The sequence below is a fragment of the Anaeromyxobacter terrae genome, from assembly GCF_022690685.1.
In the GTDB taxonomy this organism is placed as follows: Bacteria; Myxococcota; Myxococcia; order Myxococcales; family Anaeromyxobacteraceae; genus Anaeromyxobacter; species Anaeromyxobacter terrae.
Window position 1 is genome coordinate 1 of record NZ_JALCYY010000056.1, and the last position, 20,082, is coordinate 20,082.

The 20,082-nt window shown below is 75.2% G+C and carries 19 protein-coding genes; 9 read left to right on the top strand and 10 right to left on the bottom strand.

The annotated features are described in order from the left end of the window. From MNY62_RS19995 to MNY62_RS20010, 4 genes are all read right to left on the bottom strand, one after another. Positions 1-194 (bottom strand): hypothetical protein (locus MNY62_RS19995; protein ID WP_242346119.1); only part of this gene is annotated, 194 nt, incomplete at its 3' end. Between the two features lie 189 nt (positions 195-383). Continuing rightward, positions 384-1,586, bottom strand: coding sequence for a metallophosphoesterase (locus MNY62_RS20000; protein WP_242346120.1), 1,203 nt, complete (start codon positions 1,584-1,586; stop codon positions 384-386). 133 nt (positions 1,587-1,719) lie between these two features. After that, positions 1,720-2,091, bottom strand: coding sequence for a hypothetical protein (locus MNY62_RS20005; RefSeq protein ID WP_242346121.1), 372 nt, complete (start codon positions 2,089-2,091; stop codon positions 1,720-1,722). Positions 2,092-2,194: 103 nt separating this feature from the next. Further along, on the bottom strand, positions 2,195-2,533 hold the full coding sequence (locus MNY62_RS20010; protein WP_242346122.1) for a 4a-hydroxytetrahydrobiopterin dehydratase: 339 nt from the start codon (positions 2,531-2,533) through the stop codon (positions 2,195-2,197). A 98-nt stretch (positions 2,534-2,631) separates the two neighbouring features. Between MNY62_RS20010 and MNY62_RS20015 the strand changes: the two genes are divergently transcribed. Continuing rightward, complete coding sequence (locus MNY62_RS20015; protein ID WP_242346123.1) at positions 2,632-3,000, top strand: DUF423 domain-containing protein; 369 nt, start codon at positions 2,632-2,634, stop codon at positions 2,998-3,000. Positions 3,001-3,042: 42 nt separating this feature from the next. On the opposite strand, the gene MNY62_RS20020 is transcribed toward MNY62_RS20015, so the two are convergent. Beyond that, the gene (locus MNY62_RS20020) at positions 3,043-3,357 is read right to left on the bottom strand and encodes a rhodanese-like domain-containing protein (RefSeq protein WP_242346124.1); all 315 of its coding nucleotides are present in this window, start codon (positions 3,355-3,357) and stop codon (positions 3,043-3,045) included. Positions 3,358-3,436: 79 nt separating this feature from the next. On the opposite strand from MNY62_RS20020, the gene MNY62_RS20025 reads away from it, so the two are divergent. Then, positions 3,437-4,741, top strand: coding sequence for a POT family MFS transporter (locus tag MNY62_RS20025; protein ID WP_242346125.1), 1,305 nt, complete (start codon positions 3,437-3,439; stop codon positions 4,739-4,741). Positions 4,742-4,764: 23 nt separating this feature from the next. Beyond that, positions 4,765-6,141, top strand: a complete 1,377-nt coding sequence (locus MNY62_RS20030; RefSeq protein ID WP_242346126.1) for a POT family MFS transporter — start codon at positions 4,765-4,767, stop codon at positions 6,139-6,141. 54 nt (positions 6,142-6,195) lie between these two features. On the opposite strand, the gene MNY62_RS20035 is transcribed toward MNY62_RS20030, so the two are convergent. Further along, positions 6,196-10,713: a DEAD/DEAH box helicase gene (locus MNY62_RS20035; RefSeq protein ID WP_242346127.1), complete on the bottom strand. Its 4,518-nt coding sequence runs from the start codon at positions 10,711-10,713 to the stop codon at positions 6,196-6,198. 92 nt (positions 10,714-10,805) lie between these two features. On the opposite strand from MNY62_RS20035, the gene MNY62_RS20040 reads away from it, so the two are divergent. The 3 genes from MNY62_RS20040 to MNY62_RS20050 all read left to right on the top strand — a co-directional run bounded on the left by MNY62_RS20040 (position 10,806) and on the right by MNY62_RS20050 (position 12,728). Further along, positions 10,806-11,330 (top strand): DUF4442 domain-containing protein, encoded by a 525-nt coding sequence (locus MNY62_RS20040; RefSeq protein WP_242346128.1) that lies wholly within the window; start codon positions 10,806-10,808, stop codon positions 11,328-11,330. A gap of 69 nt (positions 11,331-11,399) precedes the next feature. Then, on the top strand, positions 11,400-11,582 hold the full coding sequence (locus tag MNY62_RS20045) for a hypothetical protein (protein ID WP_242346129.1): 183 nt from the start codon (positions 11,400-11,402) through the stop codon (positions 11,580-11,582). Between the two features lie 15 nt (positions 11,583-11,597). Further along, a complete protein-coding gene (locus tag MNY62_RS20050; protein WP_242346130.1) occupies positions 11,598-12,728 on the top strand; it encodes a hypothetical protein in 1,131 nt (376 codons plus the stop codon). Positions 12,729-12,782: 54 nt separating this feature from the next. Here the strand turns inward: MNY62_RS20050 and MNY62_RS20055 are convergent, their stop codons facing one another. The 4 genes from MNY62_RS20055 to MNY62_RS20070 are packed head-to-tail and all read right to left on the bottom strand — an operon-like array spanning position 12,783 to position 16,720. After that, complete coding sequence (locus MNY62_RS20055; protein WP_242346131.1) at positions 12,783-13,385, bottom strand: hypothetical protein; 603 nt, start codon at positions 13,383-13,385, stop codon at positions 12,783-12,785. Positions 13,386-13,439: 54 nt separating this feature from the next. After that, a complete protein-coding gene (locus tag MNY62_RS20060) occupies positions 13,440-14,588 on the bottom strand; it encodes a THUMP domain-containing class I SAM-dependent RNA methyltransferase (protein ID WP_242346132.1) in 1,149 nt (382 codons plus the stop codon). Between the two features lie 9 nt (positions 14,589-14,597). Beyond that, positions 14,598-15,569 (bottom strand): GGDEF domain-containing protein, encoded by a 972-nt coding sequence (locus MNY62_RS20065; protein ID WP_242346133.1) that lies wholly within the window; start codon positions 15,567-15,569, stop codon positions 14,598-14,600. A 53-nt stretch (positions 15,570-15,622) separates the two neighbouring features. Then, positions 15,623-16,720, bottom strand: coding sequence for an OmpA family protein (locus MNY62_RS20070; protein ID WP_242346134.1), 1,098 nt, complete (start codon positions 16,718-16,720; stop codon positions 15,623-15,625). A gap of 116 nt (positions 16,721-16,836) precedes the next feature. Here MNY62_RS20070 and MNY62_RS20075 point away from each other — a divergent pair, with 116 nt between their 5' ends. The 3 genes from MNY62_RS20075 to MNY62_RS20085 all read left to right on the top strand — a co-directional run bounded on the left by MNY62_RS20075 (position 16,837) and on the right by MNY62_RS20085 (position 20,077). Next, positions 16,837-17,532 (top strand): response regulator, encoded by a 696-nt coding sequence (locus MNY62_RS20075; protein ID WP_242346135.1) that lies wholly within the window; start codon positions 16,837-16,839, stop codon positions 17,530-17,532. Positions 17,533-17,535: 3 nt separating this feature from the next. After that, complete coding sequence (locus MNY62_RS20080; protein ID WP_242346136.1) at positions 17,536-18,669, top strand: sensor histidine kinase; 1,134 nt, start codon at positions 17,536-17,538, stop codon at positions 18,667-18,669. 163 nt (positions 18,670-18,832) lie between these two features. Beyond that, complete coding sequence (locus MNY62_RS20085; protein ID WP_242346137.1) at positions 18,833-20,077, top strand: porin; 1,245 nt, start codon at positions 18,833-18,835, stop codon at positions 20,075-20,077. Positions 20,078-20,082: the final 5 nt, after the last annotated feature.

A 20,082-nucleotide genomic window follows, 5' to 3' on the forward strand; every position in this document is an offset into this window, starting at 1 on the left:
AGCTCGAGCCGGCCGTCGGCGGCGGTGGCGGCCGGCTCGAGCGGCGGCGTCGGCTCCGGTGCCGGCGCCGCGGCGCTCACCGCCGGGGCGGCCTGACGGGCGGGGTGGAACGCGATCTGGCGGACCACGAAGAGGCTCGCCAGGGCGGCGGCGGCGAAGACGCCGACGATGACGGCGACGGAGCGGAGACGCATCTCGGGAGACCTCCGGTGCCGGAGGTTAGACCGCGGCCGGGGCGGGAGAGAGAGCCCTTGCGGGCCCGGGCCGGCATCGGACGCAGCGGATTCGCTCGCCGCCGCCGCGCCGGCCGGCGCCTGGCCGGCCGCCCCTCACGCTGCGTGACGCCCGCCGCACGCGGCGTGACCCGCGCGGGAGGGAGGGGGCTACGTCGTCAGCACCACGCGGGCGATCTCCGGCGGGGAGCCGAGCCGGAGCGGCGGGCCCCAGTAGCCGGTGCCGCGCGACACGAAGATCTGGCCGGTGCAGTCGCCCTCGGCGTGCCGGTGCAGCCCCTTCACGTAGGGCTGCGCCGCCGCGACGAGCAGGTTGAACGGGACGATCTGCCCGCCGTGCGTGTGGCCCGAGAGCTGGAGCTCCACGCCCGCCTGGACCGCCTCGGAGATGCCGCGCGGCTGGTGCGCGAGGAGGACGAGGCCGCGGGCCGGATCGCGATCGGCGAGGGCGCGGTGGAGATCGTTCTCGTGCCCACCGTTCATCCGCGCGGCGCTCCAGTCGTCCACGCCGGCGAGGTCGATCGACGCGCCCGGATCGCCGATCGTCACGCGCTCGTTGTGGAGCACGCGGACGCCGAGCCGGGGCAGCTCCTCGAGCCACTCCTCGACGCCCGAGTAGTACTCGTGGTTGCCGGTGACGAAGTAGACGCCGTAGCGCGCGCGCAGGCGCGCGAGGTCGGCCACCACGCGCCCGAGGTCGCGCACGCTGCCGTCGACGAGGTCGCCCGTGATCGCGATGACGTCCGGGCGCAGGGCGTTCGTCTGCTCCACCACGCGGCGCACGTCGCGCTCGCCGATGGTCGGCCCGACGTGGAGATCGGTGATCTGCGCGATGGTGAGGCCGGAGAGCGCGGGCGGGAGCCGCTCGAGGCGCACCGGAACGTCGGTGACCTCGGCCGGACCCGTCGCGGCGCGGAAGGCGAACGCGGCGGCGCCGCCGGTCGCGAGCGCCGCCCCGCCGGCGAGGGCGCGCGCCACGAACAGCCGGCGGGCGGGATCGGCGGGCGGGTCGGGGCGGCGGCGGAGCCAGTCGGCGAGGAGCTCGCCGCCGTGCACCGCGACGCGGACGAGGTCGACCGCGACGAGCGCGCAGAAGAGCATGAAGGCGAGCCCGAGCCAGCTGAAGGCGACGACCGGGACGAGGCGCGCGAGCGGTCGAGGCGCGGCGCGGAGCGCGATCATCCCGAGCGGCATCGCGAACGCGAGCACGACGAGGGCGATGGTCGCGAGGCGGCGCCAGGGGTCGGGCATGGCGGTGTCGCGCACCAGGCGGACCCACAGGTACGTGTGCATGCCGCCCAGGACGGCGAGGCTCACGACGAGGAAGATCGAGAAGGAGAGGACGCGGCCCACAGCTGTTGTCTAACCCCGCGAGGGGATCGCCGCCAGCGCGACGTCGCCGCGGTGCCCTGGCTCGGGGCCGGAGAGCGGCGCGGCCCGCGCGCACTCGAGCGCACGGGCCGCGGAGGACAGGGGAAGAGAGAGTTCAGCGCCAGGCGTAGGTGCGGAGCGCGTCCCAGCGAGCGTCGAGCTCCGCGCGGCGCTCCGCGTACCACCGCTCGAACCTGCGGACCTTGCCCGGGCGCCCGCCGAAGCGCGCGTAGAAGTCCGCGCGCGTGTCCTCTAGCTCGCGCAGCTCGCGCCGGATCTCACGCGCCTCGCGCTCGCGCGGGGACTCGTGCCGCCAGTCGCGGCCGTCGCGGCCCCAGTCCGGGCCTCCGTCGCGGCCCCAGTCGGCCGGCGCGGGGCGGGGAGGGGGGAAGCGGTCGTCGTCGCAGGGCTTCGCGAGCGCGGCGGAAGGCAGCGCGGCGGCGAGGGCGACGGCGAGGGCGAGCTTCCTCAGGGTCAGGGACGTCATGGCTACCTACCTCCGGTGTGGTGTTACCCCTTCCACCGGAGAGACGGCCCGGCCGTTCGTCTATTCAGCGCGCGCGTAGCATCGGGCTTCGCGCGGGCCGCCGTCACGCGCGCGAGGCGGGGAGCCGGTCGAGCTTCGCGGCGACGATGAAGTCGTTCTCCGAGAGCCCGCCGATGGCGTGCGTCCAGAGCGTCACGTCCACCGCGCTGTAGTGGACCGAGAAGTCGGGGTGGTGCCCCTCGTCCTCGGCGAGGTCCGCCATCGCGTTCACGAAGGCGATCGCCTTGCGGAAGTCCTTGAACCGGTAGTGCTTGTGGAGCTGGGTCGCGTCCAGGCGCGCGTCCCAGCCCTCGAGGGAGCGGAGCCCCTCGTCGACCTGGGCCGCGGTCATCTTGGGGATGCCGCCCTCGCAGGGGACGCAGCGCTTAGTCGTGAAGTCCATGGCCGGAGACCTGCGCCGGACGGGGCGCTCGCGCAAGGCTTGGGCGGGACGTCCGCGCGCGCGGCGTCGGTTAGCGTCGTCGGTTATCCTGGCGCGCCATGGAACGGACCTTCCTCGCGCTCGGCGCGATCTCCGCCGCGATCTCCGTCGCGGCCGGCGCGTTCGGCGCGCACGCGCTCAAGGCGCGGCTCTCGCCGGACCTCCTCGCCGTCTTCGAGACCGGCGCGCGCTACGAGATGTACCACGCGCTCGGCCTCGTCGCGGCCGCCTGGGCGGCCGCGCGCTACGGCGGCGCGGCGCCGGCGTGGGCCGGGGGCCTCTTCGTGATCGGGACGCTGCTCTTCTCCGGCAGCCTCTACGCGCTCGCGCTCACCGGCGTGCGCGCGCTCGGCGCCGTGACGCCGTTCGGCGGGGTGGCGTTCATCGCGGGCTGGGTCGCGCTCGCGCTGTCGGCGCTGCGGCGGTGACCGGGACAGGACGGCGCGCGACCTGGCGCGCCGCGCCGAGCGTCAGGGCGTGCCTTCGAACGGCAGCCCTTCGCGCGCCCAGCGGACGGTGCCTCCGTCCACGCTCGCGGCCTCCGGCGCGCCCGCGCGCTCTGCGAGCGCGGCGGCGGTGAGGCTGCGGGCGCCGTGGGCGCAGACGAAGACGACGGGGCGCCCGTCGAGGTGCTCCTGCGGCGCGACGGCGAGGGTGCGGAGCGGGACGTGGCGCGCCCCGGGGATCCGGCCGCGCGACCACTCGTGCGGCTCGCGCACGTCGACGAGGTCGTGACCGCCCTTCGAGACGAGGGCGTGCGCGTCGGCGGGAGAGAGGCGGGTCATGGCGGCTCGTTGTAACGGGCCGCCTCCGGTCGTGCAGCCTCGCCTCGGCTACCCCTCCCGTGGCAGAGTCACGCCTCGAATGAGCGCGACCCCACGGGATCGGTTCCCGCCTTCGATCAAGTTCCTCGCCTGGAACGAGGCGGCCGAGCGGTTCTCCTACTACGGCATGACCTCCGTCCTCGCCCTGTACATGGCGAGGCACCTCGGACTCCCGGAGCACCGCGCCATCGCCGGCTTCCAGGTGTTCACCGCGGCCGTGTACCTCATGCCGCTCGCCGGGGCGCTGCTCGCCGACTGGGTGCTCGGGCGCTACCGCACGATCCTGTGGCTCTCGTTCGGCTACGTCGCCGGCCACGCGACGCTCGCGATCTGGGAGAGCGGCACCGGCCTCGTGGTGGGGCTCGGCCTCATCGCGATCGGCGCGGGCGGCATCAAGCCGTGCGCCTCGGCGTTCGCGGGCGATCAGATCCCGCCGGGCAAGGAGGGGCTGCTCGCGCGCCTGTACGACCTCTACTACTGGATGATCAACGTCGGCTCGACCGTCGGGACGCTCGTCATCCCGCTCCTGCTCGACCGGGTGAGCCCGCGGGTCGCGTTCGGCGTGCCGGGCCTCGCCATGGCGGCCGCGCTCGTGGTGTTCTGGCTCGGCCGCGGCAAGTACGTGCACGCGCCGCCGCTGCGCAGCGCCCCGCCGCCCGCGCCGGGCGACGCGGCCGAGGCGCCCGCCCGCGCGGCGCTCCTGCGCATCATCGCGATCTTCGCGCCGGTGGCGGCGTTCTGGGCGCTCTTCTTCCAGTACGGCTCGTCGTGGACCCTGCAGGCGGACCGCATGCGGCGCGACGTGCTCGGCGTCCACATCGCCTCCGGCCAGGTGCAGACCCTCGACGCCGCGTTCGTCCTCACGCTCATCCCGATCTTCGCGATCTTCGTCTACCCGGCGCTCGAGCGGCGCGGGGTGCGCGTGACGGCGCTCCGCAAGATGTCGGTGGGGATGTTCGTCACGGTGCTCTCGTTCGTGGCGGCGGCGATCGTGGAGGCGCGCCTCGGCGAGGCCGGGGCGCCGCCGCACGTCGCCTGGCAGATCCCGCAGTACCTCTTCCTCACCATCGGGGAGGTGCTCGTCTCGGTCACGGCGCTCGAGTTCGCCTACGCCGAGTCGCCCAGGCGGCTGAAGAGCGTGGTGATGGGCCTGTGGTACCTCACCATCGCCTCCGGCTCGATCCTCACCGCGCTCGTCGCCTGGGTGAACCGCTTCCAGGGCGTCGCGTACTACGCGTTCTTCGCGGTCCTCATGCTCGCCGCCGCGGTGGTGTTCGCGCTCGTCGCCTGGTGGTACCCGGCCGCGCCGGCGCGCCGCGGCGCCGCGCCCGAGGTCGCCGCCTGACCCGCCCGGACCCCGAGACCGACATGGCCCACGCCGAGCGCTATCCACCCCAGGTCAAGTACATCGTCGGCAACGAGCTCTGCGAGCGCTTCTCGTTCTACGGGATGCGCTCGATCCTGACGCTGTACATGATCCAGTACCTGCTCTTCGCGCAGCAGGACGCGAAGGCCTACTTCCACTACTTCGTGATGGCGAACTACCTCACGCCGCTCGTCGGCGGGTGGATCGCCGACCGGTTCTGGGGGCGCTACCGCACCATCCTCTGGATCTCGCTCGGCTACGTGGCCGGCCACGCGGTGCTCGCGATCTGGGAGACGCCCGCGGGCCTCCTCGCCGGCCTCTCGCTCATCGCGCTCGGCGCGGGCGGCATCAAGCCATGCGTCTCGGCGTTCGTGGGCGACCAGTTCGGCCAGAGCCAGCAGACGCTCATGCAGCGCGTCTACGGCTGGTTCTACTGGTCCATCAACCTCGGCTCGGCCTCGGCGAACCTGCTCATCCCCTGGCTCCTGAAGCGCCACGGGGCGTCGGTCGCGTTCGCGATCCCGGGCGTGCTCATGGCGCTCTCGCTCATCGTGTTCTGGGCGGGGACGAAGCACTACGTGCAGGCGCCGCCCTCCGGCCCGAACCCGCACGGCTTCCTGCGCGTCGTCGGTCGCGCCGTGCGCCGGCTCGGCACCGGCCGCGCCGGGGAGCACTGGCTCGAGGGCGCGCGGGACACGCACCCGCCGGAGGCGATCGCGGGCGCGAGGGCGGTCTTCCGCATCATGGGCGTGTTCGCGGCGGTGACGCTCTTCTGGACGCTCTTCGACCAGAAGGCCTCGTCATGGGTCATCCAGGCGAGCCAGATGGACCTCGTCGTCCGCGGCTGGGAGATGTCCCCGGCGCAGCTCCAGGCCGCGAACCCATTCCTCGTCATGACGCTCATCCCGCTCTTCACCTGGGGGGTGTTCCCGCTCCTCGAGCGGCGCGGCGTCGAGCTCTCGCCGCTCAGGAAGATGACGGCGGGCATGTTCATCACCGCGCTCTCGTTCGGCGCGGCGGCGGTCGTGCAGATGTTCGTCGATCGCGGCGGCGCGCCGCCGAGCGCGCTCTGGCAGCTCCCGCAGTACGTGCTCCTCACGGTGGGTGAGGTGCTCGTCTCGGTGACCGGCCTCGAGTTCAGCTACACGCAGGCGCCGCGCTCGATGCGGAGCACGATCATGTCGCTCTGGTTCCTCACCATCGCGCTCGGGAACCTGCTCACCGCCGTCTTCACCCGGCTCGTCTCGCTCGAGGGGGCCGCCTACTTCTGGGTCTTCGCCGGCCTCATGCTCGCGGCCGCGTTCGCGTTCCGCGAGGTGGCGCGGCGGTACCGGCCGGTCCCGGCCGCGGTCGAGGTGGGGGTGGTGGCGGAGGGGTGAGCCCAGGCGTGCATGGGCACGGAGACGCCGGTCGGGAGACACCGGCGGGCAGGATCACCCCGTCCCCACCTGCGTGCCCTGCGCGGGCGGGGCGAGGGGAACGCCGCCCTCGAAGACGACCCGGCTTCCCGGCGCGGCGGGGATCCGCGGCCCGGGCGTGAGGATGCCGGCGAGGTTGAGCGGGTCGGACGCGGAGAGGTCGAGACGCCCGGCGTCGCCGTCTCCCGCGCGGCGCGCGGCGCGGAGCGCGTCGACCGCCTCGGGCAGCGCGAACTGCTCACCCGAGAAGCCCGTGACGAAGCGGCCGCCGCGGATCTCTCCGCGCGCCTCGAGCGAACGGTAGATGCGGACGAGGTCGCGCCAGGGCGGCGGGCGGGACTCGCGGGCGAGGAGGTCGCGGAAGACGACGCCGTAGCGGCGCAGGTACTGGTGCGCCACGCGCTCGAGCGTCTCAGCGGTGAATCCACAGTCCGCGATACGTACCGTGGGACGAAGCGCGGAACTCTCGGTCGGGGTCGAGGTCGGGGTCGACGACGGAGCCGCGGGTGAGGTCGGGATCGACGACGCGCGCTCGATCGCCTCCGGCGCCCGCAGCAGCGCCCATCGTCCCCCCGCGCTCCCCGGCCGGACGACCCGGCCGCGCGGCGGCGGCGCGATGAGCGTCCGAAGCCCGGCGAACCCGTCGCAGGTCACGAGCCCGGCGGAGACGAGCTCCCACAGCGCCTCCTCGGTCTCCCCCGCAGGCGCGCCGACCGCGGTCGCGAGCTCGGCGAGGAACGAGGCGCCGCGCCGGCCGAGGACCGTCACGAGCGCGGTCGCGATCTCACCCAGCGGCGGCGGCTCGGGCGCGATGGCCTCGAGGAGCCAGGGGAGCTCCTCGCGCAGCGCGAGGGTCACCGGAGCGGAGCGGGTGGGGGCGCCCTTGCGGCGCGGCGGACCGTCCTGCGGCGGCGCCACGTGCAGCCGACCCCAGGCGACCTCGCCGGACTGGCACAGCGCGTCGAGCAGCGCGGGCTCGAAGCCGGCGACGCGCGCGGGCAGGAGATCGCGCTCCCACGCGCCTGCCGCGGCGTGGAAGCCCTGGAGCTGGCCCAGGACCTCGGCGAGGCCGTGCGCGCCGTGGAGGCGCGTCCCGGGCGCGACGTGCTGCCAGCGCGCGAGGAAGCGCAGGAACACGGCGACGCTGGCGGGCTCGATCTCGCGGCGCAGCCGGCCGAGGGTGAGCCGGTGGATGCGCGCGAGGACGCTCCGCTCGCACCAGTGGGGCGCGTCCGCGGACCAGGCGACCTCGGGGAGGAAGCTGCCGCGGAGGACGAGCCCCTCGGCCTCGAGGCGGAGCAGCGCGGAGGCGGCGGCGCCCTCGGCGAGGCCGATGCGGTCGGAGAGCTCGGCGGCGGTGGTCGGGCCGAGGTGGGTGACCCAGCCGCGGACGAGGGCGAGGACCGGATCTTCGGGGATGCGCTCGGACGCGAGCGGGGAGAGGGGAGGGGAGAAGATCCCCCCGGCCACTCCCGCTCGTGCTTCGACAGGCTCAGCACGAGCGGAAGCCTCGATGCGCCCGTCGACAGCGCGCGCCTCCGCGGGCGTCGGGGTCGAGGTCGGGGTCGGGGTCGGGGTCGGGGTCGGGGTCGGGGTCGGGGTCGGGGTCGCGGTCGAGGTCGGGGTCGGGGTCGGGGTCGGGGTCGAAGTCGCGGTCGCGGTCGAGGTCGAGGTCATCTCCCCCGCCCCCCCCCTCGCCGTCCCCACCCGCTCCGCCGCCACCCACCATTGCCCCGCACCCACCGTCATCCTGGCGGCCCGCCCCGCCGCCTCGAGCTCGCCGAGCCACCCCTCCCACCCGGCCGCCGCCGTCACCGGCAGGACCCCCAGATCCAGGAGCGCGTCATGGACCTCGTCCGCATCCCGCGGCGCAGGCCACACCTGCTCGGCCACCTCCGCGATGGCCGCCGGATCGAGCGCGCCGATGCCGCTCGCCTCGGCCGTCGGCAGGGACCGCCGCACCGCGACGGCCCGCGCGCGCCGCTCCTCGAGCGGCGCGTCGTCGAGGAACGCCCACGGCCGCGCGTTGAGGAGCTCGTGGGCGAGCGGCGAGGGCTCGGGCGTGTCCACCGCGAGGAGCCGGACCTCGCACGCCGCGATCCGCTCCAGCAAGGCGCGGAGCCCGGCCGCGTCCATCGCCTCGGTGAGGCAGTCGCGCAAGGTCTCGCGGACGAGCGGGTGATCGGGTACCTCGATGGGCCCGCCCGGCGCGTTGTCCTGGCAGGCGACCTGCGCCGGGAACACCGCCGCGAGCAGGTCCTCGGCGCGCATCCGCGCGATGGGGGGCGGCATGCGCTTGCCCCGGAACAGGCGCGGGATGGCGAGCGCGCGCGTCGCGTTCCAGCGCCAGCGCACGCCGAACATGGGCGCCTGGAGCACCGCCTGCTCGAGCACCTCGTCGAGCGTGGACGGGGTGACGTAGGAGAAGATCGTCTCGAGCGGGAAGGCGTGCTGCGGCCCGAGCGAGAGGAGCACGCCGTCGTCGGTCGCGGCGGCCTGCAGCTCGAAGTCGAACGTGCGGCAGAAGCGCTTGCGGAGCGCGAGCCCGAAGGCGCGGTTCGTGCGCGCCCCGAAGGGCGCGTGCAGCACGAGCTGCATCCCGCCCGCCTCGTCGAAGAAGCGCTCGGCGACGAGCGTGTCCTGCGTCGGCAGCGCGCCCAGCGCGGCGCGCCCCGCCGCCAGGTAGTCCACCACCTGCCGCGCACCCGCCTCGGGAAGGGCCGCCTCCGCCGCGAGCCAGGCCATCGCCGCCGGCGGATCCGCGAGGCGCGGCTCGAGCTCCTCGCGGAGCGCCGACACCTCCGCCGAGAGCGCTCCGCTCCGCCCCGGCGCCTCGGCGTTCCAGAACGGGACGCCGGGCGGCGCGCCGTGGGCGTCCTCGACCCGCACGATCCCGGCCTCGACGCGCCGGATCATCCAGGAGGTCGTGCCGAGCAGGAACACGTCGCCCGCGAGGCTCTCCACCGCGAAGTCCTCGTCCACCTGGCCGATGGTCACGCCCTCGGGCTCGGCCACCACCGCGTACTGCGCGGTGTCCGGGATGGTCCCGCCGCCGGTGAGCGCGGCGATGCGCGCCCCGCGCCGCGCCTTGACGCGGCCGTTCACGCCGTCGCGGTGGAGGAGCGCGGTGGTGCGGCCGGGCGTGGTGGCGATCCCCTCCGCGAGCATCTCCACCACCGCGTCGAAGTCCGCCCGCGAGAGGTCGCGGTACGGCCAGGCGCGCCGCGCGAGCGCGTAGAGCCGGTCCTCGTGGATCGACCCGCACGTCGCCTCGGCCACGAGCTGCTGGGCGAGCACGTCGAGCGGCGCGGCGCGCACGGCGACGGGCTCGAGGCGCGCGCGCCCGAGCCCCCGCACGAACGCGGCGCACTCCACGAGCTCGTCGCGGCTCATGGGGAAGAGCCGCCCCTTGGGCGTGCCGCCCCGCACGTGCGCGGCGCGGCCGATGCGCTGCAGGCCGGTGGAGATCGCCCCGGGCGAGCCGAGCTGGACGACGACGTCCACCTCGCCCACGTCGATGCCGAGCTCGAGCGAGGCGGTCGCGACGACCGCGCGAAGCGCGCCCGCCTTGAGCCGCTCCTCCGTGGCGAGCCGGCGCTCCCGCGAGAGGCTGCCGTGGTGCGCCGACACGGCGCCCTCGCCGAGCCGCTCCGCGAGCGCGTGCGCCGCCCGCTCCGCGAGCCGCCGGGTGCCCACGAAGACCAGCGTCGAGCGGTGCTCGCGGATGAGCTCGGCGACCCGGTCGTACGTCTCCGCCCACAGCTCCTTCGAGGCGACCGACGAGAGCTCGTCGCGCGGGACCTCGATCGCCACGTCGAAGCGGCGGCGGCGCCCGACCTCCACGATCGCGCAGCGCGGCCGGCCCCGCGGATCGACCCGCTCGGCGCCGACGAGGAAGCGCGCCACCTCCTCGACCGGATCGACGGTGGCGGAGAGGCCGATGCGCTGGGGCCGCCGCCGCGCGAGCGCCTCCAGCCGCTCGAGGGAGATGGCGAGGTGCGCGCCGCGCTTGTCGCTCGCGATGGCGTGGATCTCGTCCACGATCACGGTCTCGACGTCGCGGAGCGAGGCCCGCCCGCTCTCGCTCGTGAGGAGGAGGTAGAGCGACTCCGGGGTGGTGACGAGGATGTGCGGGGGGCGGAGGAGGAGCTTCCGCCGCGCCGACGCCGGCGTGTCCCCGGTGCGGACCGCGACCCTGAGCTCGGGGAGCGCGAGGCCGGCGTCGTGCGCCGCGGCGCGGATCTCCGCGAGCGGGACCTGCAGGTTCTTCGTGATGTCGTTGCCGAGGGCGCGCAGCGGCGAGACGTAGACGACGCGCGTCCGGTCGCCGAGCGCACCCGCGAGCCCCTCCTTCAGGAGCGCGTCGATGGCGTGCAGGAACGCGGCGAGCGTCTTGCCGGAGCCGGTGGGGGCCGACACGAGCACGTCCCGGCGGGCGTCGATCTCCCGCCAGGCGGGCGTCTGCGGCTCCGTCGCGTCGCCGAACCGGCGCGCGAACCACGCGCGCACGACCGGATGGAAGGCCTCGAGCACCCGCCTGTCTTAAGGGACCCGCCCGGGCGACGCCCGCGTCTCGGCCCGCCCCCTATGATTCCCGCGTCGGTTCGCTCGCCGGAGAGAGGCTCATGCTGCTCAAGGAAACCGCGCTCGTCCGCCTGCTGTCCCTCAAGATCCCGGTGCTGCTCTTCGTCGGGCCGCGGGTGATGCGGCTCGACGAGGAGATCTGCGAGATCGAGGTCCCGCTCGGCTGGCGCACGCGGAACCACCTCGGCTCGATGTACTTCGGCGCGCTCTGCGCGGGCGCCGACCTCGCAGGCGGCCTGCACGCCGCGCGGCTCACCACCACCGGGAAGTTCCGCGGCGTGAAGCTCGTCTTCGCGGACGTGAGGGGAGAGTTCCTGAAGCGCGCCGACGGCGACGTCCTCTTCCGCTGCGCGGACGGCGCGCGCGTCGCCGCGGCCGTGCGCGAGACGCACGAGACCGGCGAGCGGGTCACGCTGCCCGTCGGGATCACGGCGCTCGTGCCGAAGAAGTACGGCGAGGAGCCGGTGGCGCGCTTCACGCTCTCGCTCTCCTTGAAGCGCGGCAGCGCGGCGGTGCGGCTCGCCGAGGCCCCGTCGCCGCGCGAGACCGGCACCGGCGGCGCCTGACGCACCCCGTCGCGCCGAGCGGCGCGCTTCCGCTGTTGCGCGGGAGGCCCGGACGCTATGCTTCCAGGCATGCGACTCCCCGCCCCCATCGCCGTGCTCGCCGCCACGCTCGCCCTCGCCGGGCCTGTTCGCGCGGCCGCGGCGCCCGAGACCGCCCGGGCCCGATCCATCGCGGACGACTACGCTCGTGCGCGCGCCGAGGCGCGCTCGCGCGGCGTGCCGCTCGTGGTGGACGTCTGGGCCCCCTGGTGACCCACCTGCCGCTTCATGCGGGCCTACGTCCTTCCGGACAGGCGCCTGCAGAAGCTCGCCGGGCGGTTCGTCTGGCTCGACATCGACACGGAGAAGCCGAAGAACGCGGCGTTCGTCGAGAAGTTCCCGATCGACGCGTGGCCGAGCATCCTCGTCGTGAACCCGGAGGACGAGCGGGTGATCGTCCGCTGGGCGGGGACCGCGACGGCCGAGCAGATCGAGCGGATCGCGCTCGACGGTGAGCGCCAGCTCCGCGCCGGCAAGGCCTCGCGCGCGGAGGAGGCGCTGGCGCGCGCCGACCGGCTCCTCGGCGAGCGGAAGCACGCGGAGGCCGCGGCGGCCTACCGCGAAGCGCTCGCGGCGGGCGGCAAGAGCTTCGAGGGCCGGGAGCGCGCCTCCGAGGCGGCGGTCCAGGCGCTCTCGATGGCGGGCGATTCCGCCGGCTGCGCTCGGGTCGCGCGCGAGGTCCTGCCCGGTCTCCGCGGCGCGAGCGCGGCGCGCGTCGCCGCCCAGGGGCTTTCCTGCGCGCTCGAGCTGGAGGACGCCACGGCGCGTGCGGCGGAGGTCGCCGCGCTGGAGCCCACCGCGCGGCGCCTCGTGGACGCGCGCGGGGTCCTCGCGGACGATCGCTCCTGGCTCTACGACACGCTCTCCTCGGCGCGCGCCGAGGCGGGGGACGAGGCCGGAGCGAAGGCGCTCGCGCGGCGCTGGCTCGCGTTCCTCGACGGCGAGGCCCGCCGCGCGCCGACGCCGCTCGCGCGCTCCGCGTTCGACGGGCAGCGGCTCCAGGCGGCGCTGCGCTGTGGCGAGCCGGAGCGCATGCTCCCGGCGCTCGTCGCCTCCGAGCGCGAGCTCCCCGGCGAGTACGTGCCGCCGACGAACCTCGGCGTCCTCTACCTCGCGCTCGGGCGGCCGGCCGACGCGCTCGGCGCCGCCGACCGCGCGCTCGCGTTCGCGGAGGGGCCGCGCCGGATCCGGGTGCTCGTGCTCCGCGCCGAGGCGCAGGCGAAGCTCGGCGACCGTCCGGGCGCGCGCGCGACGCTCGAGCGCGCCGTCCAGGACGGCGAGGCGATGCCGGAGCCGGCGAGGCCGCGCGGCTATCTCCGCAAGGCGAAGAAGCTCCTCGGCGAGCTCGGGACGTCGTAGTCCCCCCCCCACGCCGCGGCGTGCGCTCTCCGCGTCGCCGCCGGCGGGGGGGCCTCACCGGCAGGGATAGGGGCTCTCCGTGAACCACCAGCGCCCGTCGCGCCGCTCGAAGCAGAGCGGTGCCCCGGGCGTGCCGAGGCCGGGCGCGCGGTAGTCGATGCAGGGCAGGCCGACCGCGCCGGCCCGGGCGTCCCTCCGGAAGGCGACGAGCACCGCCACCTCGCTCGCCTCGCGGAAGAAGGCGCGCAGCGAGCGCGCCATCCCGGGGAAGGGGACGTGGCCCTGGCCGCCGAAGAACACCCCGTGCAGCCAGCTCCCCTCCGAGCGGAGGTCCCGCTCGACCCGCTCGCGCGGCACGACGCGCTCGCCGCAACGCAGCCCGTCCGGCGGGACGCGCGCGACGACGGCCGCGACGTCCTCCGCCTCGATCGCGCGCTGCAGCTCGCCGCCGAGCCGGACGAGCTCCCGCGCGATCTCCTCGCGGCGGCGCTCGACCGAGGCACGCGGGTCGGTGTGTCGGGCCGCGGCCTTCGGCTGAGCCTGAGCGGGGGCGGCCTTGGGGGCAGCGCGCTCGGGCGCGGCGCCGGGGGCTTCGCCGGCGCGACCGGAGGAGGCCGCGAGGGCGGAGGCGATCAGGACGGGCAGGAGCGGCCGCACGCCCGGAACCGTAGGCGACCCCGGCGGGCGCGGCAACCGGGAGGGTGGGAGGGGCTACGGGATCCGGTACTTCAACAGGTGCGCCTCGAGCGGCCCGTTCCAGAGCCGGTGATCCACCTCCGGCCGGAGCTCGAGCGCGCGCTCGAAGAGCGGGTTCCCGGAGAGCACGACCGCGGTCCACCCGGAGTGACGGGTGAGCATCCCGGCGAGGCCGCGGTAGAAGCCGGCGAGCTTCTTCTGCTGCACGCGCGGGTCCTCCTCGCCCGACATGAGCCGCTCCCCGTAGGGCGGGTTCGTGACGATGAAGCCGCGCTCCGCGATGGGCTGGAGCTCGCGCGCGTCCGCGCGCTCGATCGTGACGTCCGCCGCGACCCCGGCGGCGGCGGCGTTGCGGTGGGCGGCGTCGATCGCCTTGGTGTGGAGATCGCGGGCGAGCACCGGCGCGGGTGCGCGCGGGAGGATCGCCTCGCGCGCCTCGACCTTCATCCGGTCCCAGGCCGACTGGGGGCCGCCGCGGTACATCGGCCAGCGCTGGAAGCCGAACGCGCGCCCGAGGCCGGGCGCGATGCGGCGAGCGCGGAGCGCGTGCTCGATCGCGAGCGTGCCGGAGCCGGCCATCGGATCCACGAACGGCGCCTCGGGCTCGACGCCGCCGAGGAGGAGGATCGCGGCGGCGAGCGTCTCCTTGAGCGGCGCGAGCGTGGTCGCGCCGCGGTAGCCGCGGCGGTGGAGCGGCTCGCCGGCGAGGTCGAGCGAGAGGGCCGCCTCGTCGCGGGCGAGGTGGAGGACGATCCGGACGTCGGGGTCCTTCGGGTCGACGTCGGGGCGCGCGCCGAGCGCGTCGCGGAGCACGTCCACCGCCGCGTCCTTCACCTTGAGCGCGGCGTAGCCGGAGTGGGTGATCGCGGACGAGCTCACCGTCGCCTCGACCGCGAGGGTCGTCCGGAGCGTGAGCCACTCGCCCCAGGCGATCTGGCGGGCGCCCTCGTAGAGCGCCTCCGGCGAGGGGGCGGGGAACCGCGCGAGCTCGAGGAGCACGCGCATCGCCGTGCGCGAGTGCAGGCAGGCCCGCATGCCGGCCTCGAGCGGGCCTTCGAAGGAGACGCCGCCGCGGTCGCCGCGCACGGCGGGGAGGCGGAGCGCGGACAGCTCTCGGCGGAGGGCACCCTCGGTACCCTTCGCGCACGTCGCGAAGAAGCGCATCGCCGTCTTTTACCTCGGCCGGGCCGCGCTCGCGCGCGCGCCGCCGTCGAACACGCCGAGCCTGACCGACCCCTTGGCCGTGCGCTTCGCCGCGTACATGAGCTCGTCGGCGCGCGCCATCATCTCGTCCACGGACACCGCCGGCTTGCGGAAGACCGCCGCGCCGACGCTGAAGCGCACCGCCCACCCGTGCCGCTCCATCGTCTCCCGCAGCGTCGCCTGGAGGCGCGCGAGGAGCGCCTCCGCCATCGGCTCGTCGGTCTCCGGGAGCAGGAGCCCGAACTCGTCGCCCCCCAGGCGCGCGACCGTGTCGATCGCGCGGGTCGCGGACCTGAGCGTCCGCCCCACGACGGCGAGCAGCGCGTCGCCCTCCGCGTGGCCGAGCCGGTCGTTCACGTCCTTGAAGTCGTCGCAGTCCACGTAGGCGAACGTGAGCGGACGGCGGTGCCGGCGCGCGCGCTCGAGCTCGAGCGTCGCCGCCTCGATGAAGGCGCGCCGGTTGGGGATGTGCGTGAGCGTGTCGGTGCGGGCGAGGAGCTCCTCCGCCTCGAGGCGGACCCGGAGGGCGTTCAGGACGAGGACGAGCGCGAGCGAGGTGCCGAGCTGGATGACGCCGTTCCAGCCGAGCACCGCCACGGGCAGCGCGCGCCCGCCCGACTCGAGCCGGTACAGCGTGTCGGCGGCGGTGGCGACGATCGCGCCGCCGATCGAGAGCGCGATGCCGCCCCGCAGCGTGACGAACCAGGTGCTGAAGCCGATGGGCGCGAGGTAGAGCAGGATGAGGGAGACGTCCGTGCCGGTGAGGTAGTCGGCGAAGCCGACGCAGACCGTCATCCCGAAGGCGGCGCCGAGCCACGCCGCGCGCGCGAGCCCCGAGGGCGCCTCCGCGCCGAGGCCCATGCGCGACGGGCCGTGGACGCGTCCCGGAGGCGGGGTGAGCGCCGGGCCCTCGGCCGGCCGTTCTCTGGATCGCAGGGGCACGGGTGTGTCGGTTCAATCCCGGCGGGGAGGCGCCGTGTCAAGCGGGCGGGAGCCTAGCGCCCCGCGACCACCTCGACGCGGCGGTTCGTGGCGCGGCCGCGGGCCGTGAAGTTGGGGAGGAGCGGGCTCTCGCCTCCGCGGCCGGCCCAGCTCACGCGCGCGGCCGTGAGGCCGAGCTGCAGGAGCCGCTCCCCCGCCGCGCGCGCCATCGCGGTCGAGAGCTGCACGTCGCCGGCGCGATCGTCGGTGGCGTCCACGAACGCCTCCACGCGCACCGCGACGCCCGGGGAGGCGGCGAGGGCGATCGCGAGATCGGCGAGGCCGCCGTCGCGGAGCAGCTCGGCGGTGCGGCCGGAGAACGCGACGTCCTCGACGAGCACCCGCTCGCCGGCGGCGATCCTCCGGGCCCACTCCGCCTGGCGCGGCGTCCGCGGCTGCGCCTCGGGCGCCGACACGGCCGGCGGCGGCGCCTTCGCCTCGGCCATCGCCGGCACCACCGCGGGCTGCGGCTCGGCCCGCGCGCCCGGGCGCGGCTCCGCGAGGGCGAAGCGGCGGAGCGCCTGGGTGCGCTCCGGGTCGAAGCACTGCTTCCGCCCGGGATCGCCGATCCGCGCGAGCATCGGGCGGGCGAGCTCGTCCACCGTGCGCCGGACGGCGTCCTCCGGAGACTCGCCGGGCGCGGCATGGACCACCGCGTTGCGGGCGAACAGCAGGCGGTGCTCCCCGGTCACCGCGACGCGCACCGACACGAGCAGGGGGGCGTCCTCGCCCTTCCCCCCGCCCTCCACGGTGCCGTACACGGCCGCGTCCGCGCCGACGAGCTCCGCGAGCTCGAGCGCGAGGCTCGGCGCGATGCCGGCGGGCAGCTCGAGCGGCGTGTCGCGGAAGACCGCGCGCAGCTCGGGGATGGGGAACACGCGCGCCCGAGAGGGATCGACCCCGGAGAGGAGCGCCGAGGTCGCGGCGTCCGCGGCGAGCGCGACGTCGGAGGCGTTCTCGAACGGCGCGACGAGGAGGCAGCGCGCGCGAGAGAGCTCGGCGCCGCGCAGCATCGCGCCGTTGGGCGTGAGGGTCGCCGCCGGCTCGACGACGGGAGCCGACGCGCAGCCGAGCGCGAGCGCGGCGGCGGCGGAGAGCGCGAGGCGGTGCATGCGACCGCCATCGTACCGCGAGCCGCGCCCCGCGCGGGGACCCGCCCTGGGCCGTTCACCATTCCGTCGCATGGCGGCCATCAGCCTGTCACAGCGGCGTGCGTTAAGCTCGTCCCGTGACGTCCGTACTCCTGGTCGACGACGAGCGGGATCTCCTCTCGCTCCTCGACTTCAACCTCCGGGCCGCCGGGTTCGAGACCCTCCTCGCCACGACCGGCGAGCAGGCGCTGGTGCAGCTCAGGCGGCGCGTTCCCGACATCATCCTCCTCGACCTCATGTTGCCCGACGTGTCGGGCACCGAGCTGTGCCGTCAGATCAAGGCCGACCCGCGCACCCGCAACGTGCCGGTCGTGATCCTCACCGCCAAGGGCGACGAGCTCGACCGGGTGGTCGGGTTCGAGGTCGGGGCCGACGACTACGTGACGAAGCCGTTCAGCGTGCGCGAGCTCGTGCTGCGCCTGAAGGCGGTGGCGCGCCGCGCGGGCGGCGGACGATCGGCGGAGCGGCCGCCCGAGACGGTCGGGCCGATCCGCATCGACGTGGACGCGCACCGCGCCTTCGTCGACGGCGCGGAGGTGCAGCTCACTCCGCTCGAGTTCAGGCTCCTCACGACGTTCATGGCGCGGCTCGGCCGCGTCCAGTCGCGCGAGCAGCTCCTCGAGGACGTCTGGGAGATGTCCTCGGAGGTCGAGACGCGCACGGTCGACACGCACGTGAAGCGGCTGCGCGAGAAGCTCGGCTCCGGGCGCGACCTGCTCGAGACGGTGCGCGGGATCGGCTACCGCCTCATCGATCCGCGCGAGAAGGGCTAGCGCGTGCTCGGCCGGACCCCGCTCGCCGCCGCGATCCGCGCGCTCCGCGCCGAGCTCGCCGGCGGCCCGCGCGCGGACCTCGGCCGCGACGTGCGCGAGCTCGCGGAGCTCCTCGCCGCGCGCGCTCCGCGCCGGGCCGGCGCGGTCTATCCCGACGCGCCGGAGCAGGAGCTCCTCGCGGCGCTCCCCGACGCCGCCGCGCTCGTGTCGCGCGACGGCTGGGTGCGCATCTCGAACGCGGCGTTCGACACGCTCGCGGCGAGCGGGCGCGCCGCCGGGCTCACGCCCCTCGAGATCACACGCAGCGCGGAGCTCTCCGAGGCCGTGAAGCGCGCCCTCGAGGGCACCGCGCGCAAGCTCGAGCTGCTGCTCGGGCGCCGCACCTACCTCGTGCACCTCGCGCCGCTGCTCCGCGGCGAGGTGCTGCTGCTCCTCCGCGACGTCACCGAGGCGAAGCGCGCCGCGGCGACCCGGCGCGACTTCGTCGCGAACGCGAGTCACGAGCTCCGCACCCCGGTCGCCGCGATCCGCGCCGCGGCCGAGACGCTCCTCGCGGGCGCGCTCGAGGATCCGCCCGCGGCGCGCGAGTTCGTCGACATCGTGGCCCGCCACGCCGAGCGGCTCTCGCGGCTCACCCAGGACCTGCTCGATCTCTCCCGGATCGAGTCGCGCCAGTGGTCGTTCGAGCTCGCGCCGGTCGACGCGGCAGCGGTCGCGGCGCAGGCGGTCGAGCTCGCCGCCTCGGCGGCGCGCGAGAAGGGCCTCCGGCTCTCCGCCGAGGTGCCGGCGGGCACCGCCGTGCGGGCGGACGCGCGCGCGCTCGAGCAGGTGCTCGTGAACCTCGTCGAGAACGCGGTGAAGTACACGGCGGAGGGCGGCGTCACCGTCCGCGCCGAGCGCGACGGCGGCTCGTGGGTGCTCTCGGTCGTGGACACGGGGCCGGGCATCGACCGCCATCACCTGCCGCGGCTCTTCGAGCGCTTCTACCGCATCGACGCGGGCCGCGCGCGCGACCAGGGCGGCACCGGGCTGGGCCTCGCGATCGTGAAGCACCTCGTGCAGGGGATGGGCGGCGAGGTCGGCGTCGAGAGCGGCGCGGGCGGATCGCGGTTCTGGGTCCGACTGCCCGCCGCCTGAGCCATCTTCACCCTCCGTCGCGCGAGTCACGGGCGGGCAGGCGCCGCGTGTCGAGTTCGCCGTTTCGTCACGGCGTCGCCGTCGGCGCGCCATCGCCCCCTCGTAGAAACGTGCCCGGACCGAGCCTTCGCTCGGGCGACCTCACGAAAGGGTCCGAAAGCTCATGAACCGCCTCACCGCCGTCCTCGCCGTGCTCGCGCTCTCCCCCGCGCTCGCGCGGGCGCAGGAGGCCGCCGCCGCTCCGCAGCAGGCCCCCGCCGCGCAGCAGGCCCCCGCCGCGCAGCAGGATCCCGCCGCCGCGCAGGGCGGGACGGAAGAGACTCCGTTCGACGCGTCCGCCATGCAGGGCAAGGTCGACTCGCTCGCCGAGCAGTACGCGGAGACGAAGACCGACGTCGCGAACCTCAAGAAGCTCAAGCTCTCCGGCTACGTCCAGGGCCGCTACGCCTGGCAGGAGAGCACCGCCGCCGACTTCAACACGACGCCCGAGAGCGCCCCGGCGCAGCAGGGGTTCTTCGTCCGCCGCGGCCGCCTCAAGGCGACGTACGACGCGGACTGGTCGCTCTTCGCGGTGCAGCTCGACGCGACCCCCGCCGGCGTCTCGGCGAAGGAGGCGTTCGCGTCCATCAAGCTGCCCTGGCAGGGCTTCGCGGTCGACGCGGGCCTCCAGCTCTTCCCGTTCGGCTACGAGGTGGGCGTCCGCTCCTCGTCGGACCTCGACCTCCTCGAGCGCTCCGCCGTCGTCCGCGCGTACCTCGCCGGGGAGTACGACCTGGGCGTCGCGCTAAAGGGCGTGTACGGGCCGCTCAACTTCAAGGTCGGCGTCTTCAACGGGAACGGCGTCGACGCGAAGCAGGCCGGCTACGACAACGATCAGCGCAAGGACGTGATCGGCCGGCTCGGCGTCGACCTCGGGATGCTCACCGGCGGCGTGTCCGGCTGGTACGGCAAGACCGTGAACTACGTCGCCTCCGACGATCCCGAGTACGACCGCTACCGCCTCGGCGCGGACGCGCAGCTCTACCTCGACCTCCTCCCCGTGGGCGGCACGGCGCTCAAGGGGGAGTACATCTGGGGCCGCACGACCCTCAGTGAAAAGAACGGCGGCGCGGGCGACAAGCTCGGCAAGACCGGTCACGGCTGGTACGGGCTCGCCACGCAGAACGTCGGGCGGTTCAACCAGGTCGCGTTCCGCTACGAGGAGTTCACCGCGGACAACTCGCTGCCGCTCACCGGCACGAACGTGAAGACCGCGCGCGAGCTCCAGGCGGCGGTGCATACCTTCGTGGGCGAGGGCGGGAAGATCTCCCTCGCCTGGGCGCACCCGATGAACGGCGACCGGGCCCCGGGCGTTTCGTCCGACCCCAAGCGCGACCAGTTCATCGTCCAGGCGCAGGCCAAGTTCTAGTCACC